The organism is Novosphingobium sp. TH158 (genome assembly GCF_002855555.1).
Lineage (GTDB): Bacteria > Pseudomonadota > Alphaproteobacteria > Sphingomonadales > Sphingomonadaceae > Novosphingobium.
The window spans coordinates 466,159-482,844 of sequence record NZ_PKRT01000001.1 but is presented as its reverse complement, the minus strand read 5'-3'; the positions used below and the strand labels follow the sequence as shown (position 1 = coordinate 482,844).

General features: G+C 64.7%; 15 protein-coding genes and 1 tRNA gene. 11 read left to right on the top strand and 5 right to left on the bottom strand.

Annotated features, from left to right (window positions below; all coding sequences use genetic code 11):
* Window positions 1-50: 50 nt before the first annotated feature.
* Genes phaR through C0V78_RS02475 form a run of 4 tightly spaced genes read left to right on the top strand, consistent with a single transcriptional unit; the run spans window position 51 to window position 5,798 of the window.
* Window positions 51-608, top strand: coding sequence for a polyhydroxyalkanoate synthesis repressor PhaR (gene phaR / locus C0V78_RS02490; RefSeq protein WP_101796285.1), 558 nt, complete (start codon window positions 51-53; stop codon window positions 606-608).
* Between the two features lie 45 nt (window positions 609-653).
* Window positions 654-2,201 carry a proline--tRNA ligase gene (gene proS, locus C0V78_RS02485; protein ID WP_101796284.1) on the top strand — a complete coding sequence of 516 codons (1,548 nt, stop codon included), beginning with the start codon at window positions 654-656 and terminating at the stop codon, window positions 2,199-2,201.
* Window positions 2,182-3,522, top strand: a complete 1,341-nt coding sequence (locus C0V78_RS02480; protein WP_101796283.1) for a M28 family peptidase — start codon at window positions 2,182-2,184, stop codon at window positions 3,520-3,522. Before proS ends, C0V78_RS02480 begins: the two co-directional genes overlap by 20 nt.
* Window positions 3,522-5,798, top strand: coding sequence for a ribonuclease R family protein (locus C0V78_RS02475; protein ID WP_101796282.1), 2,277 nt, complete (start codon window positions 3,522-3,524; stop codon window positions 5,796-5,798). The genes C0V78_RS02480 and C0V78_RS02475 overlap by 1 nt, the downstream gene beginning before the upstream one ends.
* On the opposite strand, the gene C0V78_RS02470 is transcribed toward C0V78_RS02475, so the two are convergent.
* A complete protein-coding gene (locus tag C0V78_RS02470; RefSeq protein WP_101796281.1) occupies window positions 5,795-6,250 on the bottom strand; it encodes a universal stress protein in 456 nt (151 codons plus the stop codon). The genes C0V78_RS02475 and C0V78_RS02470 overlap by 4 nt on opposite strands.
* A 126-nt stretch (window positions 6,251-6,376) precedes the next feature.
* On the opposite strand from C0V78_RS02470, the gene C0V78_RS02465 reads away from it, so the two are divergent.
* The 4 genes from C0V78_RS02465 to lpdA are packed head-to-tail and all read left to right on the top strand — an operon-like array spanning window position 6,377 to window position 9,945.
* Complete coding sequence (locus C0V78_RS02465; RefSeq protein WP_101796280.1) at window positions 6,377-7,732, top strand: pyruvate dehydrogenase complex dihydrolipoamide acetyltransferase; 1,356 nt, start codon at window positions 6,377-6,379, stop codon at window positions 7,730-7,732.
* 1 nt (window position 7,733) lies between these two features.
* Window positions 7,734-8,123, top strand: coding sequence for an acyl-CoA thioesterase (locus C0V78_RS02460; protein WP_101796279.1), 390 nt, complete (start codon window positions 7,734-7,736; stop codon window positions 8,121-8,123).
* Complete coding sequence (locus C0V78_RS02455) at window positions 8,123-8,515, top strand: acyl-CoA thioesterase (protein ID WP_101796278.1); 393 nt, start codon at window positions 8,123-8,125, stop codon at window positions 8,513-8,515. Before C0V78_RS02460 ends, C0V78_RS02455 begins: the two co-directional genes overlap by 1 nt.
* A 5-nt stretch (window positions 8,516-8,520) precedes the next feature.
* Entirely contained in the window at window positions 8,521-9,945 is a 1,425-nt protein-coding gene (gene lpdA / locus C0V78_RS02450; RefSeq protein ID WP_101796277.1) for a dihydrolipoyl dehydrogenase, read from the top strand.
* A gap of 7 nt (window positions 9,946-9,952) precedes the next feature.
* Here lpdA and C0V78_RS02445 read toward each other — a convergent pair whose 3' ends face one another.
* Entirely contained in the window at window positions 9,953-10,303 is a 351-nt protein-coding gene (locus tag C0V78_RS02445) for a PilZ domain-containing protein (protein ID WP_101796276.1), read from the bottom strand.
* A gap of 303 nt (window positions 10,304-10,606) precedes the next feature.
* On the opposite strand from C0V78_RS02445, the gene C0V78_RS02440 reads away from it, so the two are divergent.
* Together C0V78_RS02440 and C0V78_RS02435 are read left to right on the top strand one after the other, a co-directional pair.
* Window positions 10,607-11,302, top strand: a complete 696-nt coding sequence (locus C0V78_RS02440) for a response regulator transcription factor (RefSeq protein ID WP_101796275.1) — start codon at window positions 10,607-10,609, stop codon at window positions 11,300-11,302.
* A 33-nt stretch (window positions 11,303-11,335) separates the two neighbouring features.
* The gene (locus tag C0V78_RS02435; protein WP_144039821.1) at window positions 11,336-11,845 is read left to right on the top strand and encodes a hypothetical protein; all 510 of its coding nucleotides are present in this window, start codon (window positions 11,336-11,338) and stop codon (window positions 11,843-11,845) included.
* On the opposite strand, the gene C0V78_RS02430 is transcribed toward C0V78_RS02435, so the two are convergent.
* Together C0V78_RS02430 and C0V78_RS02425 are read right to left on the bottom strand one after the other, a co-directional pair.
* Window positions 11,832-14,021 carry a CHASE2 domain-containing protein gene (locus C0V78_RS02430; protein ID WP_101796273.1) on the bottom strand — a complete coding sequence of 730 codons (2,190 nt, stop codon included), beginning with the start codon at window positions 14,019-14,021 and terminating at the stop codon, window positions 11,832-11,834. The two genes, C0V78_RS02435 and C0V78_RS02430, sit on opposite strands and share 14 nt — an antisense overlap.
* 4 nt (window positions 14,022-14,025) lie before the next feature.
* The gene (locus C0V78_RS02425; protein WP_101796272.1) at window positions 14,026-15,324 is read right to left on the bottom strand and encodes a FecR domain-containing protein; all 1,299 of its coding nucleotides are present in this window, start codon (window positions 15,322-15,324) and stop codon (window positions 14,026-14,028) included.
* 265 nt (window positions 15,325-15,589) lie between these two features.
* Between C0V78_RS02425 and C0V78_RS02420 the strand changes: the two genes are divergently transcribed.
* Entirely contained in the window at window positions 15,590-16,414 is an 825-nt protein-coding gene (locus C0V78_RS02420; protein WP_101796271.1) for a flagellin, read from the top strand.
* A gap of 85 nt (window positions 16,415-16,499) precedes the next feature.
* On the opposite strand, the gene C0V78_RS02415 is transcribed toward C0V78_RS02420, so the two are convergent.
* A tRNA-Ser gene (locus C0V78_RS02415) sits at window positions 16,500-16,589 on the bottom strand.
* Window positions 16,590-16,686: the final 97 nt, after the last annotated feature.

The following is a 16,686-nucleotide window of genomic DNA, read 5'->3' as shown; positions in this document are numbered from 1 at the left end:
CAAGTGCTAAGGCTAAGCGATTGGGGGTTGCGTAACAGGAAAAAGGTACCATGGCGAAGTCCAGGGACGGCGAAAGCGTCATTATCAAGAAGTACGCCAACCGGCGTCTCTACAACACCCAGTCTTCCAGCTACATCACGCTCGACCACTTGGCGCAGATGGTTCGCGACGGGGTCGATTTCAAAGTGGTCGATGCCAAGTCCGGCGATGACATCACGCACCAGATCCTCACCCAGATCATCATGGAAGAAGAGGCCAGCGGCGAGCAGATGCTGCCGGTGAACTTCCTGCGCCAGCTCATCTCGATGTACGGCAATTCGATGCAGGGACTGCTGCCGCATTACCTCGAAGCATCGATGGATCACTTCCGCGAAAACCAGCAGAAGCTGCGCAGCGCCTTCGAGGAAAGCTTCGGCAACAACCCGCTGGCCAAGATCGCGCAGCAGAACCTCGAGATGTTCAAGGCCGCTGCCGCCGCCTTCATGCCCGGTGCCGTGCAATCCGAAACCGCCGAGGAGAAGCCCAGGGCCTCCGCCGAGGACGAGCTTTCCGCCCTGCGCGAACAGATGGCGGCCATGCAGAAAAAGCTCGATTCGCTGGGTAACTGACCAAGGCGTTTGAACGATTGGCCAAGTGCCGCTAACAGCGCGGCCATGACTCAAGCGAACATCAAGCACGCCCTTACCGTCACCCGCGAACAGGACTTCGCCGCCTGGTACCAGGAGGTCATTTCCGAGGCCGACATGGCCGAGGAATCGGGCGTCCGCGGCTGCATGGTCATCAAGCCGTGGGGCTATGGCATCTGGGAGCGCATCCAGCAGGTGATGGATGCCGCGATCAAATCTGCCGGCGTGCAGAACTGCTATTTCCCGCTGTTCATTCCGCTGTCCTACTTCGCCAAGGAGGCAGAGCACGTCGATGGCTTTGCCAAGGAAATGGCAGTCGTCACGCACCACCGGCTGATTGCCGACGGCAAGGGCGGACTGGTGCCCGATCCCGAGGCAAAGCTGGAAGAGCCGCTGATCGTGCGTCCGACTTCGGAGACGGTGATCGGCGCGGCCATGGCGCGGTGGGTGCAATCGTGGCGCGACCTGCCGCTGCTGACCAACCAGTGGGCCAATGTCGTGCGCTGGGAAATGCGCACCCGCATGTTCCTGCGCACCAGCGAGTTCCTCTGGCAGGAAGGCCATACCGCTCACGCCGACCGCGATGATGCGATGAAGGAAACCCTGCGCGCGCTGGAAATGTATCGTTCGTTCTCCGAAGACGTGCTCGCCATGCCGGTTGTCGCCGGTGAAAAGCCCGAGAACGAGCGCTTCCCCGGCGCCGTTTCCACCTGGTCGATCGAAGCGATGATGCAGGATGGCAAGGCGCTGCAGGCCGGCACCAGCCACTATCTCGGCACCGGTTTCGCCGAAGCCGCCGGCATCCAGTACCAGAACAAGGAAGGCCAGCAGGCCCACTGCCACACGACCAGCTGGGGCGTTTCCACGCGTCTGATAGGCGGCGTGATCATGACCCACGGCGATGATGATGGCCTGCGCGTGCCGCCGCGCATCGCGCCGCACCAGATCGTTATCCTGCCCATGCTGCGCGATGACGATGGCGATGAGGCCCTGCTCGAATACTGCGAGGAAATCCGCGAGAAGGTGGCAGACCTCTTCGCCTTCCGCGAACCCGTTCGCGTCCTGCTCGACAAGCGCCCCGGCAAGGCCACGCAGAAGCGCTGGGCCTGGGTGAAGAAGGGCGCACCGATCATTCTCGAAGTCGGCGGGCGCGACATGGCTTCGGGCATGGTTTCGATGATCCGCCGCGACCGGTTGTGGAACGAAGCCGGAAAGGTCAATTTCGAACCGCACACCCGCGAAGGCTTCACCTCGCAGGCGCCCTCGCTGCTTGAAGCGATCCAGGAGTCGCTCCACGCCGAAGCGACTGCCCGCCGCGATGCCAACATCGTCCGCGGGGTGGACAGCCTCGAAGCCCTTGCCGCGCACTTTGCCGATGGCAACAAGTACCCCGGCTGGGTCGAACTCGGCTGGTCGCGGCCGACCGGCGAGGAGCTTGAGGGTGTCGTCACCAAGCTCAAGGCGTTGAAACTCACCATCCGCAATACGCCGATGGACCTTCCGGCACCCAGCGGGCATTGTATCTTCACCGGCAAACCTGCGGTGGAGACGATCTATGTCGCGCGTGCTTACTAGGACCCTGCTGGCGGCAAGCCTGATTGCCGTATCGCCGATTGCCCTGGCACAGGAAACGGCCTCGCAAGCGCGGCTGAAGGCCGATGTCGAACGGCTGGTCGGCTTCGGCACGCGACATACGATGTCGGTGCAGGATCACCCGACGCGCGGTATCGGCGCAGCGCGGCGCTGGGCGGAAGCCGAGTTCCGCAAGACAGGCGCGGGCTGCGGCAACTGCCTGGAAATCGCCTTGCCGGAGCGCATGGTCAGCGGTGATCGCGTGCCGGTGCCGACCCGGCTGGTCAACGTCGTCGCCATCCAGCGCGGCATCGAGCGGCCGAACGAGGTCGTCATCGTGCAGGCCCATATCGACAGCCGCGTGACTGACGTGATGAACGCCACCGACGATGCGCCCGGCGCCAATGACGACGGGTCCGGCACGGCGCTGGTGCTTGAAGCTGCCCGGGTGCTGAGCAAGCGCAAGTTTCCCACCACAATAGTCTACGCCGTGCTTTCCGGGGAGGAGCAGGGGCTGCTCGGCGGCAAGTTGCTCGCCGACTATGCCAGGGAGCAGGGCTGGACCGTGAAGGCCGTGCTCAACAACGATATCGTCGGCAATACGCGCGGTTCGGACGGGCTGGTGGATGACAAGACCGTGCGTGTCTTTTCCGAAGGCCCGCGCGCCGATGGGGATGACAAGCTGCGCGCGTCGATGCGCCGCTTCGGCGGAGAGAACGACAGCCCGAGCCGCAACCTTTCGCGCTACGTCGCCGGCCTGTCAAAGCCCGAGCTTGCCGTGCGGCAAATCTGGCGCACCGATCGCATGGGCCGCGGTGGGGATCATATTCCCTTCCTCGATTCCGGCGTTCCGGCCATCCGCTTTTCGGTGGGGGTGGAGAACTACGATCACCAGCACCAGGACCTGCGCACCGAAAAGGGCAAGGTCTATGGCGATACGATCGAGTTCATGGACTTTCCCTATCTGGCAAAGGTGACGCAGCTCAATATCGCCGCGCTTTCCCGGCTGGCCGAAGCTCCTATGCCGCCCAGGCTGACGATCGATGGCGCGGTCGCCGTCTCGACCAAGTTGTCCTGGCAATCCGTGAACGGGGCATACTCCTACAACGTCTATCGCCGCCGCACCGACGAACGCGACTGGACGCTGGTCTCCAACGTCACCGCTTCGCCATCGCCGCCCGGCGGGGGCAGCATCACTGCGACCGAGCTGAACGGCGTGCGCGCCGACGACTGGCTGTTCGGGGTCTCTTCGCTTTCGGCTCAGGGCAGCGAGAGCCCGATCTCCTCCGCCGTTCCCGGCGGCCAGTTTGCGCCGCTGAAGTAATGGCGCGCGCTCCCAAACCGCAGCCGGGCCTGCCGAGCAAGCAGCAGGTCCTCGATTTCATCCAGTCATCGCCGACGCCAGCGGGCAAGCGCGAGATCGCCAAGGCATTCGGCCTGAAGGGTCAGGAAAAGATCGCGCTCAAGGCGTTGCTGCGCGACATGGCCGAGGAAGGCCTGATCGACGGCAACCGCACCGCCTTCCACCGCATGGGCGGCGTTCCGAAGGTGACCGTGCTGCGCGTCATGGCGATCGACGAGGGCGAGATCCTTGCCATTCCCGACAGCTGGCAGCCCGACGATGCCACGCCGCCGCCGCGGCTGCGGATCATCGAGGCGCGGGGCAGAACGAAGGGCCCGAAGGCGCCAATGGCCGCGCTCAAGGTGGGCGACCGCGTGCTGGCGCGCACCGAGGAAGCGGGCAGCGGCTGGATTGCCCATCCGATGAAGCGCCTGCCTGCCGCAGCCGAATCGACGCTCGGCGTGATCGAGTTCGATCGCACCGGCAAGGCGTGGCTGGCGCCGGTCGACAAGCGCGCGCGCAATTCGCTGCCGGTCGCCGATGCGGGCGAAGCAGAGGAAGGCCAGCTTGTGCTTGCCGAACCGGCTGGCAAGTCACCGCGATCGGGCGTCAAGGTAACGGCCGTGCTGGGCGATCCGCTTGCCCCGCGTGCTTTCAGCCTGATAGCCATTCACAAGCACGGCATCCCGTTCCACTGGCCCGAAGAGGCCGTGGCCGAAGCTGAACGTGCCGCGAAGCTGCCGTTGAGCGAGGAAAAGCGCGAAGACCTGCGCCACTTGCCGATCGTCGCCATTGACCCGGCCGATGCGCGCGACCATGATGACGCGATCTGGGCCGAACCTGACGGGGAAGGGGGCTTCCGCGCCCTTGTCGCCATCGCCGACGTCTCGTTTTACGTGCGCCCCGGCGGCCCGCTGGACCGCGAGGCCCGCAAGCGCGGCAATTCCGTCTATTTCCCCGATCGCGTCGTGCCGATGCTGCCGGAAGTGCTTTCTGCCGATGTCTGCTCGCTGCGTTCGGGCGAGGATCGCGCGGCGATGGCCTGCCATCTCGTGATCGACGCCAAGGGCCGCGTGACGGACTGGCGCTTCACCCGGGCGCTGGTCCGTATCCACGAAGTGATCGCCTATGAAGAGGCGCAGGCCCGCATCGACGAAGAGCGGGCAGAACCGCACCTGCAGAGCCTCTGGGCCTGCTGGCGCCTGCTGGAAAAGGCGCGCCATGCCCGCGATCCGCTGGAACTGGACCTGCCCGAACGGCGCGTGAAACTGGACGACCTTGGCCGCATCACCGAAATCGCCATCCGCGAACGGCTCGATGCACACCGGGTGGTCGAGGATTTCATGATCGCCGCCAACGTTGCCGCTGCCAAGGCGCTCGAAGCCAAGGTCGCGCCGGTGGTCTACCGCATCCATGAGCCGCCGAACCGGGAAAAGCTGGTCGCGCTCAAGGACTATCTCGCCACCTTCGATCGCAAGCTGGCGCTGGGACAGGTCATCACACCGGGCCTGTTCAACCGCATGCTCAAGGACGTGGCGGACGAGGCGGAGAAGGCCCTGATCATGGAGGCCGTACTGCGCAGCCAGACCCAGGCCTATTACGGCCCGCGCAATGCCGGTCACTTCGGTTTGGCGCTGGGTTCCTACGCGCACTTCACCTCGCCGATCCGCCGGTATTCCGACCTTCTGGTCCACCGCGCGCTGGTCGATGCCTATGGGCTGGAGCAGCCCGCACCGAGCGGGCTTTCCCCCACCTCGGGCCTGTCGGACCGCGACCGGGCGGACCTGACGCGGGTTTCCGAGGCCATCAGCCAGGCCGAGCGCCGGGCCATGGAGGCAGAGCGCGAGACGATTGACCGCTATGTCGCCGCCTGGCTCGCCAGCCGGGTTGGCGAAGTCTTCGCCACGCGCATCACCGGTGTCCGCTCGTTCGGCTTCTTCGCCACGATCATCGGCCTGGGTGGCGACGGGCTGGTTCCCGTCTCGACACTGGGCTGGGAGCGCTTTGCCTTTGATGAAAAGGCACAGGCGCTGGAGGGCGAGGACAGCGGCGATCGCTATGCCGTCGGCCAGATCCTCGATCTGCGGCTTGCCGAGGCCAATCCGCTTACCGGGGCGCTGAAATTCGAATTGCCCGATGGCGGCAGCGCGCCCATCGAACAGCGCGGCCGCCCGCTGCCGCTGAAGAAGAAGGGCAACCATCTGGCCGGTCGGCGGGGCCGCCCGGGCAACATCCGGCACCAGGGCCGGCGGCGCTAGCTCAGCCGGTCGATCGATTCTTCGGAAAGTCCGCCCGGCACAATGTAGAGCGGGCAGGGCAGCGCACCGACACCGGCGCTGGAAAAGTGGGCAACCAGCGGCCCGGGTGCGCCATTCGCGGCGGAGCCGAGCACGAGCGCCGATACTTCCGGGTGATCGGCAAGGTAATCGGTGACCACGCGGATCGCCTCGCCCTGCCTGACCGCGATCACCGGCATGACCCCGCTTTCCGAGGCAAGGCTGCCCGCGGCACTGGTAACCAACACCTCGGCACGGGTGCGCGCTTCCTCCTCGATCGTCGCCTGCAAGCCGCCGAAAGCCAGGAATTCCTGCTGCGGCACGATGGCCAGCAAGTGCACCTGCCCATCGGTGCGCGCCGCGCGCCGCGAGGCAAATCGCAAGGCCACGCTGGCCTCGTCAGTCTCGTCCATGATCACCAGATAGACGCGCATAGCGTTCCTCCGCCCATGACTTCTTATCAGCTACATTCGATTTCGCTGCAAGGCGGCTTGCCGTAGCGGCGCATTTTGGCCAAAGGCAGTTGAAGAAGCAGCCCCCGCAAGGAGCCTTTCAGACCCATGCCGATCGCCATCAAGATGCCCGCCCTTTCGCCGACCATGGAGCAAGGCAAGCTTGCCAAGTGGCTGGTAAAGGTTGGAGACACGGTTTCATCGGGTGACATCATGGCCGAAATCGAGACCGACAAGGCCACGATGGAATTCGAAGCGGTCGATGAAGGCACGGTGGTTTCCATCGACGTGGCAGAGGGCACCGAAGGGGTGAAGGTCGGCACCGTGATCGCCCAGCTTTCCGGCGAAGGTGAGGCGACTTCGCCCGCACCGGCGGCTAAGGCGGAACCGGCCAAGGCCGCAGAAGCTCCGGCTCCTGCCGCCCCGGCAAAGGCAGCTCCGGCTGCGGCTCCCGAGCCTGCTCCCGCTCCCAGGGCCGCACCTGCAGCGGGCGGGGACCGCGTTGTAGCCAGCCCGCTCGCCAAGCGCATTGCCGCAGACAAGGGCGTCGATCTCGGCTCGCTCAAAGGTTCCGGCCCCAACGGACGGATCGTCAAGGCTGACGTCGAATCGGCAACGCCCGGCACGGCAAAGCCCGCTGCTGCTGCTCCCGCACCGGCTTCGGCTCCCGCCGCCACGGCCGCGCCCGTCGCCGCACCGGCACCGGCCAGCGCACCTGCAGCAGCCCCCGTCGCCATGGCGGACGAGACCCGCGCGCTGCTTGACGACCGCGTGCCGCACACGGTCCAGAAGCTTTCCAACATGCGCAAGACGATTGCGCGCCGCCTTGCCCAGTCGATGCAGCAGGCACCGCACATCTACCTTTCGGTCGATATCCGGCTCGACAAGCTGCTGGCCCTGCGCGGGGAGCTCAATGCCGTTCTCGAAAAGGACGGCGTGAAGCTTTCGGTCAACGACATGCTGGTCAAGGCGCTCGGCAAGGCGCTGGTGCAGGTACCGGAATGCAACGTCACCTTCGCCGGCAACGAAATGATCAAGTACAGCCGCGCCGACGTTTCGGTGGCGGTCTCGATCCCGGGCGGGTTGATCACGCCCATCGTCCAGGATGCCAACGGCCGCAGCCTCGCCTCGATTGCCGAAGCGATGAAGGATCTTGGCGCCCGCGCGAAGGAAGGCAAGCTGCTTCCCACCGAATACCAGGGCGGCACAGCCAGCCTGTCCAACATGGGCATGATGGGCATCAAGCACTTCACCGCGGTGATCAATCCGCCGCAGTCGACCATCCTTGCCATCGGCGCCGGCGAGAAGCGCCCCTGGGTCATGCCCGACGGCTCGCTGGGCGTCGCCAATGCCATGACGGCTACCGGCAGCTTCGATCACCGCGCGGTCGATGGGGCAGACGGTGCGCGCCTGATGGCCGCTTTCCGCGAACTGGTGGAGAACCCGCTGGGTCTGGTCGTCTGACATGATTGAGCCGGAGGGCGAACTGGTCATCCGGGTGACCGCCATGCCAACCGACCTCAACCCCTATGGGGGCGTGTTCGGCGGATGGCTGATGTGCCAGCTGGCCCTGGGTGCCAGTTCGCTGGTCACGCGCCGAACCGGGCTCAAGGCCGTGGTCGTGGGCGCCAGCGACTTCGCCTTTCCCGGCGCCATGCAGGTGGGGGACGAGCTTAACGTCTATGCCGAAGTGGTCAGGACCGGACGGACCTCGATCACCGTGCGGACGCGCGGATTTGGCCGTCCCAGGGCTGAAAACGACCAGTTCGAGGTGGCCAACGGCACCTTCACCTTCGTTACGCTGGACAGCAATGACCGGCCCCACCCGATCGATTCCGGCGTGGTGATCGCCTGATGGCCGGCAGCAAACCCGAAGCGGCAATCCGCGTCACCGCCATGCCGGCGGACACCAATGCCAACGGCGATATCTTCGGCGGCTGGCTGATGAGCCAGATGGACATGGGCGCGGGCCTGGTCGCGGCGCGGCTGGCGCGCGGCAGGGTGGCCACGGTCGCCATGGACGGCATGCAGTTTCACGAACCCGTGAAAGTGGGCGACGAGGTTTCGGTCTATTGCGAGATCACCCGAGTGGGCCGCACCTCGATCACGGTCGCGACCGAAGCATGGCGCCGCCATCGCTTTGAGGATGAACAGAGCAAGGTGACAGAGGCCGTGTTCACCTTTGTTGCAATCGACGATAACGGACGGCCAAGACCAGTTGGTCAAGACGCCGTTTCTCAGGAGTAGTTCCAGTGGCTGATCAGTATGACGTCATCGTTCTCGGTTCCGGCCCCGGCGGCTATGTCGCGGCGATCCGCGCGGCGCAACTCGGGCTGAAGACGGCGATTGTCGAGCGCGAGAACCTGGGCGGCATCTGCCTCAACTGGGGTTGCATCCCCACCAAGGCGCTGCTCCGTTCGGCCGAAGTCTATCACCAGATGAAGCATGCCAAGGACTATGGCCTGGCGGCAGAGAATATCTCGGCCGACCTTGACGCCATCGTCAAGCGCAGCCGGGGCGTGGCGGCGAAGCTCAACCAGGGCGTCACGCACCTGATGAAGAAGAACAAGATCACCGTGCACATGGGCACCGGCAAGCTGCTCGGCAGCGGCCGCCTGCAGGTGACGGACGCCGGTGGCAGCACCAGCGAGATCGCCGGCAAGCACATCATCGTCGCCACGGGTGCGCGGGCCCGCGAACTGCCGTTCAAGACCGGCAAGGCCGATGGCAAGCGCATCTGGACCTATCGCCACGCCATGACGCCGAGCGAACTGCCCAGCAAGCTGCTGGTCGTCGGTTCGGGCGCGATCGGCATCGAATTCGCCAGCTTCTACAACGATCTTGGCGTCGAGGTTTCGGTAATCGAGATGATGGACCGGATCGTTCCCGTCGAAGACGCCGATGTTTCCGCCTTCCTCGAAAAGGCGCTGACCAAGCAGGGCATCAAGATCCGCACCTCCGCCAAGCTGGAAGGCATCAGCGCGGATGACAATGCGGTCAGCGTCAAGGTCAAGGCCAAGGACGGCACCGTCTCGGAAGAAAGCTACAGCCACGTCATCGCCGCAATCGGCATCCTGCCCAACATCGAGAACATCGGGCTGGAAGACGTGAACGTCGAGCCTGACCAGCGTTTTCACATCAAGACCGATGCCTATGGCCGCACCAACGTGCCCGGCATCTGGGCGATCGGCGATTGCACTGACGGCCCCTGGCTGGCCCACAAGGCAAGCCACGAAGGCGTTACCGCCGCAGAGGCCATCGCGCAGGAACTGGGCAACACGCAAGTCCATCCGCACCCGCTTGACCGGCGCAATATCCCGGGCTGCACCTATTGCCACCCGCAGGTCGCCTCGGTGGGGCTGACCGAGGCCAAGGCGAAGGAAGCCGGCTACGAGGTCAAGGCCGGGACATTCCCCTTCATGGGTAATGGCAAGGCCATCGCACTGGGCGAGGCGGAAGGCTTCATCAAGACCGTGTTCGACGCCAAGACCGGCGAATTGCTGGGCGCCCACATGATCGGTGCGGAAGTGACCGAACTGATCCAGGGTTATGTCGTGGGCAAGACGCTGGAAACCACCGAAGCGGAGCTGATGCAGACGGTGTTCCCGCACCCGACGCTGAGCGAGATGATGCACGAAAGCACGCTCGCCGCTTACGGGCGCGCGCTGCACATCTGATCCGGGCTTACCGCTCCAGCAGCGACTGGCGCACGATGTGGTCGAAAGTCGGCCCGTAGAGCCGGTTGCTGAACTCGCATCCGATCCAGCCTTCGCGCTTCCAGCGCAGGTTGGCGACGAGCAGTTCGAGGCCCGGAATGCGGATGTACATCTGCTGGTTTTCGTGGAAGCCGGGCCGCCATTCGATGCGGAAGCCCGTTTCGGAAATGTCCTGAAGCTTGACCTTCGTCCAGGGGCGTGTGCCCTGGCGCACCTCGCAGGTAAGGCAAACCTCTGCGCGGGTCGCGCGGTCGTTCAGATTTGCCCGTTCATCGCCGCTGGCCTGGTAAGTCACGTCGAGCCTCCATTCTGGCGACATTATCCGTTGTAAATTCCTAACATCGGGTTAGGCACCATATCGCACCGAATACTGCGAATAGCGAAACAGTGTATTACTCTGAAACCGGTTAATTTTACATGAGTTAACTTGGTCGTTTCGCGTTGCTGGTGCAGAGGGGGATGGCTAACCACAAGCCCTGGAAGGGTCGCACCGAAGGGGAGGGAGTTGCGACGGGTGCCGGAAGGCGCACGTGCAAAACCGTTTTCTTTCGGCCTTTGGGAGTCTGGGGCTGCCGGCCAGGATGCGATTGCGTCTTTGCCGTAGCCAAGGGGACCGCTCTGAATGCGTATTGCACTTGTAGATGATGACCCAGACGAAATCGTCGAAATCGCCGATTCCCTCCGTGCGTCCGGTTGCGAGTGCACCCTCTATTCCAGCGGCGAGGAGCTGCTGGCTGCCCTGCGCCGCGAAACCTTCGACGCGCTTCTGCTCGATTGGAACATGATGGGCATGTCCGGCATGAAGGTGCTGGCCTGGGCACGCGAGAATCTCAATCCCCCGCCGCCGGTGATCATGCTGACCAACCGCGACCGCAAGGAAGACATCGTCTTTGCGCTCGATGCCGGGGCGGCTGACTATATCCGCAAGCCCGAAGACCCGGACATCGTCCGTGCCCGCATCCGCGCAGCCCTGCGCGAACGGCGCAAGGATGCGACGGAAAATGACGGAACCTTCGGCGGCTTCGAGTTCGACAGCCTGACCCGGGTCGTCACTTACGACGGGGAAGGGGTGGAACTGCGGCAAAAGGAATACGCGCTCGCCCGGCTGCTGTTCGAAAACCTGAACCGGCCGCTTTCGCGCAGCTACATCCTGCAGAAGGTCTGGCAAAGTAGCCCTGACGTGGAAACGCGCACGCTCGACGTTCACATCTCGCGCCTGCGCGCCAAGCTGAAGCTGAAGCCGGAGCGCGGTTTTGCCCTGCAGACCATCTTCGGTTTCGGTTATCGGCTGGACAGTCTGGGCGCTTCGGCCGAATAGCACCCTTCAAGCGTAACAACGCGGGAAAAGACAGTGCGAACAAAACTGCCCTTGGGGATCCTGATCGCAACCATGCCGCTGGCGCTGGGGGCCTGTTCCGTATCCACGCCAGTGCGCGTGACGCAGCCGCTTGCTGCATCGCTGCCTCAAGTTGTTACGGTGGATCCAGGCAAGAACCCGCCAGCCGCCATGTCCGCTTTCGCCACCGCCTTTTCGCGTGAGCTGGAAAGCCGCGGCACGCGGGTGGCGGCGGGGCAGGGCTTCCAGCTGACGCTGGCCCTGTCGGCGCAGGATTCCTCGGCAGGGCTCACCCAGGATGCGCAGGGCGATGCAAAGTCCGTTGCCTGGCGCTCAGCCCCCCGCCGGGGATCGCTGTTCGACGGTTGCCGGCCGCAGCGCCTGCGGGCCACCGTGATCGGATCGCAAGGCTTGAACGCCGAGCCCGCGCTCCATGCCGAGGCAGAGCTTGATACCTGCAAGGATCGCACGGCCGAGTTGAACCGCCTGGCAATTGCCCTGGCCGAGGCGGTTACCCGGCGCTGACCCGCGGCAGGTCGATCACAAAGCGCGTTCCTGCTCCGCTTTGGGACTGGCACAGGATCGTGCCGCCATGCCGCTCTACCGCGCCGGCCACGAAGGCGAGGCCAAGGCCGGAACCGCCTTTCCTGCCGGTCGACCGGAAGCCGAAACGGGCAAAGGGATCGGCGCGCCGTTCTTCCGGCAAACCGGGGCCGTTGTCGCCAACCTCAAGCCTTGCCCGGCCATCGTGTTCGCCGATGCCGATCGTGACCTTCGATGCGCCGTATTTCAGGGCATTGCCGATAAGATTGTCGAGCACGCGTGACAGCAATTGTCCGTCGACAGTGACGAAGACAGGGTCTTCGGGCGCGATCACCTCCACCTGTGCATTGCGTTCGCGCGCCAAGGGGTAGGCGCGGTCGGCCGCCTCTTCGGCAAGGGTGCCAAGGTCGATTTCCTCGATGTCGAGCTGCGCCTCTGCCATGCGCGCGAGTTCGATGAAGTTGTCCGCCAGTTCGAGCGTCCTCCTGGCATGGTCGCGGATGCGGGCAAGGCGGGCCTCTTCGCTTTCCTCATGAGTCCTGTCTGCGGTCAAGCCCATGATGGCGACCTGCGGCGAGCGCATGTCGTGCGAAAGGAATTCCAGCGCGTGCCGCCGCTCGGTCTCGGCGCGGCGCTGGGCGGTAACATCGGTGAACATGGCGAGGTGGATGGCAGGCCATTGGCCTTGCTCTCGCCCGGTCGAGCGGGTGATGACGAATATCGATCCGTTGGCGAGCACCAGTTCGCTGCCATCTGCGCTGAGCGTGCCACCGAAGCGGGCGAGGAGTTCTGCTGCGGTAAGACCCTCGCAATCCGCCGCTCTTGCCCCCAGGGTCGCACGGGCGCGCTGGTTCATGATCATCAGCCTGCCGGCCATATCGAACACACACAGCGCATCGGGAGTCGATTCCACCACCCGCAGCAGGAATTCGCGGCGCTGGCTGATCTCGTCGACAAGGAAATCCAGCCGGTTCACCGCCCGGGCCACGCTGTCGAAACCTTCGTCATGCCCCTTCGGTATCGCCGTATCGACACGGGCCAGCACGTCCGCCTTGCTCATCAGGTACTGGTTGATCGCGGCGAGCCGGCGCCAGCCCCATAGCGGATAGGCGATCACCAGGCCGACGATCGCCGGGGCGGGCGGGAACCAGCGATGCGTTGCCAGCACCAGCGCAAGGCTGAACAGCAGCGCGGCGAGCACCAGCAAAGTGGCGATGATCACGCACCAAAGCGGGCGCAGGGCCCAGAAGGCGATGAACAGCGGCAGGAGCAGCAAGACGGTCAGCAGCAGCGAGGCGGACTGCGGCAGGTCTTCGACAAAGCCACCGTCCGACAGGTTCTGATAGACGTTGGCCAGCAATTCGGCCCCGCTCATCACCGAGCCCGCGGTCGACGGCACGGGAAACAGATCGCCAAGCCCCTGCGCCGTCGCGCCCATGACCACCACCTTGCCGGTAATGAAGCTTTCCGGCACCTCGCCCGCGAGAACGGCAGCGGCGGAGACCATGCGATAACTGCCCACAGGGCGCAGCTGCATTGCCAGCCCGTTGGCACCACCGCTGGCCACGCTGGCAAGCGGCCCTTCGACCTTTTGGTGCAAGGCGAGGGCAAGATGCTTCACGGCAGGCTGGCCAGTGCTTCCTGGCAGGTCGAGCGCTACCCGTCGCACCGGTCCGTCACCATCCGGCGAAATGCCGACATGGCCGGTTGCCAGCGCCGCCTCGGCAAGAATCGGGATGGGCGGCACTACGTCCGTTCCTTCCGTGCGGTTCACAGCCGGAGTTATGCCGAGCGGCAGCGCCACCTTGCCCGAGCGCCGGATGCTGTTGGCAAGCGCCCTGTCGGCTTCTTCGTCCGAAGGTTCGGTATAGAGCACGTCGAGAAGCTGGGCGCGGGCGCCGGCGGCGTGAATGCGGTCGACCAGCGCGGCAACCTTGCGCCGGTCCCACGGCCATTGCCCCTCTGCCGCAAGACTGCCTTCGTCGACGGTAACCAGCAGGATCTCGTCGCTGGCCGCCGATGCGTCGATCACCAGCGCGCGGTCCAGCAGCGCCGCATCCACGCGCGAAGTCGCCCCACTCAGCAAGGCCCAGGCGGCGACTGCCACCGTCAGCAGCAGGATAGCCAGCCATTCGAAGAAGAGCCGGGTCTTCGGCAAAGGATCAGCCGCCGACCGTCAGCTTCTGCAAGGGCATCCAGACCTCGGCCGAACCCTCGGGCGTCGTCTGGATCACGCCGACCCGCCAGCGGTAAGCGCCAGGCTTCAGCCCGGTGAGCGTCATTTCCGGCTTGCCGAGCCCTGCTTCATCGACCAGCGGCAGGTCAGCTGCCTGCGGGCCGTAAAGCTGGAAGCGGAACAGCGACTTGCCTTCACCCTCTGCCTGCCAGGCAAAGCGGAACCCGCCCGGCAGAGCCGATTGTCCGGCATCCGCGGCGAGGCCAACCCGCTGGCGGCGGAACGACCATGCCTCTTCAAGGCCCTGTAGTCCGATCGGCGAAACGCCAGCAGCGCGCACGAAGAAGGTGCCGTTGCGGATATCGGCAAATTCGCCGCGCGGCGTGACAGGCTCAACCTCGGCGATAACGTCCTGGAAGCCGGCATCGCGCGCAACCTGGATGCGATAGCCACGGGCCTCTGCAACGGGCTTGAAGTCGAGCGATACCAGTGCCTCGGTCTGCACCTTGGCAGGGTCCGCCAGCTGCGGAGCGGGAAGCAGCGTTTCTTTCGCGAGATCGCCCGATGCGGTCGCCGCCGCGCCAAAACCGGCAGGCACCGCAAGTTCAGCCTTGGGCGAGGCAACCGCCACTTCGCCCTCGATCGTCTCCGTGGCCGCACTGGCGGCAGCTTCCGAATAGCCCGCGCGGAAGATCGTGCCGCGCACGGCCGTGACCGCCAGCGGCGTTTTCACCCGAAAGCGGCTGTCCGGCGCCTGCTTCGCCGCGCGAACCTCGGCCCGGCCCTTGTCTACCTGCAATTCGATATCGGTCGCATTGACCAGCAGGTAGCGCCGTGCCTGCCCGACGCGTACCGCGCTGTTGGAGGGCAGGGCGACCCGCGAGCCATCGCTGCCGCCCAGCACGACAAAGCCATTGGCCCCGGTAATCAGCTGTGCACCTTCGACAAGGTCTGCCCCTTTCTGCACGGGCAGCGTGCGACCGTTCGCGGCAAGGCTGACCGGGCCGGAGAAGGTCTGGACCTTGAGGGTGACGGGCGTGAACTTCAGCAGGCGGCGCGGCACGACAAGCTGCATGCCTACCGGCATCCGTTCCGGTATGCGGACCTTGTTGGCCGCGCGCAGCTGCCGCATGGCGTCGCTGCCGATCAGGTAATCGCGCGACAGCGCAAACAGGGTGTCGCCGCGCTTCACGGTGTAAATCAGTGTTTCCCCGGCACCTGATGCCGCCACCGCGGGCAACGGGCTGGCGACAGCCAGAAGCGCAATCGCAAACCACTTGGTCATAAATTCATACACTTACGCGCCTCCCACGAGAATCGTGCATGGCGCGACTTAGCACAAAATACCTATTTCCACCGCAGCCGCGCACCATGCCAGCCGGTTCTGCGCGAACAAGGTTTTATGGGCAGATAGGCTCGCACCGAGGGCCTTTCCTGCCGCGCCATTAACCCTTGCGCTTAACTTCCGCGCCCCGCTGCCGATCTTGCACTCCGACAGCTCTTGCGGACGGTCCGGAAGGGTGAAGGGTGACACTATCGGGGGGTTTACCATGACGGTCATCAATACCAACATCAGCGCCATGCGCGCTGCCAATGCTTCGAATTCCGCGGCGCTCATGCAGGGCACCGCCATGCAGCGCCTGTCCACCGGCAAGCGCATCAACTCTGCCAAGGACGATGCCGCGGGCCTTGCCATCTCCACGTCGATGACTTCGCAGATCACAGGCATGCAGCAGGGCATCCGCAACGCCAACGACGGCATATCGCTTGCCCAGACGGCCGAAGGGGCCCTCAACGAGGTAACGAACATGCTGCAGCGGGTCCGCGAGCTGGCCGTCCAGTCGGCCTCGGGAACCTACCAGTCGGCTGACCGCACCAACATGCAGCAGGAAGTGACCTCGCTTACCGAACAGGTCAACGCCGTGCTGACCAACACCGAATTCAACGGCGTACCGCTGTTCAGCATGGCCGCGGGCACGGACCTGACCTTCGACATCCAGGCCGGGGCCAATGCCGCCGATGTCATCACCGTGACCAGCCGGGCCATCGACGGGACCAATATCGATGCCACCGCGCTCGACGTTTCGACCGCCGCGCTGGCGGTGACGACCATGGCCAATGTCGATGCAGCCTTGGGCGAAGTGGCGAACACCAACGCGGCCTTTGGCGGCGGGGAAAGCCAGCTTCAGTCGGCCATCAACAACCTGACCTCGAATTCCACGAACCTGTCGGACGCGCGTTCGCGGATCATGGATGCAGACTATTCCGCGGAAACGACCCAGCTCGCCAAGGCGCAGATCCTTAGCCAGGCCAGCACCGCGATGATCGCGCAGGCCAACCAGGCCCAGCAGAACGTGCTTTCGCTGCTCAAGTAAGACGGATCCCCCCGGACGATCCATCGTCCTCACCCGGCAGTCCAAGCGACTGTCGGGTGCTGGGGTTTGGGGGCGAATGAAACGATGGCGGACAGGGTGGGATTCGAACCCACGGTGAGCTTGCACCCACGGCGGTTTTCAAGACCGCTGCCTTAAACCACTCGGCCACCTGTCCAGTTGCTTGCGGCTAGCGACAGAGCGCCACAAGTGCAATTCCCTTTGCGGGCAGTCTGTGCAATTGTTCTGACAATGCCCGGGATTCTCCAGACCTT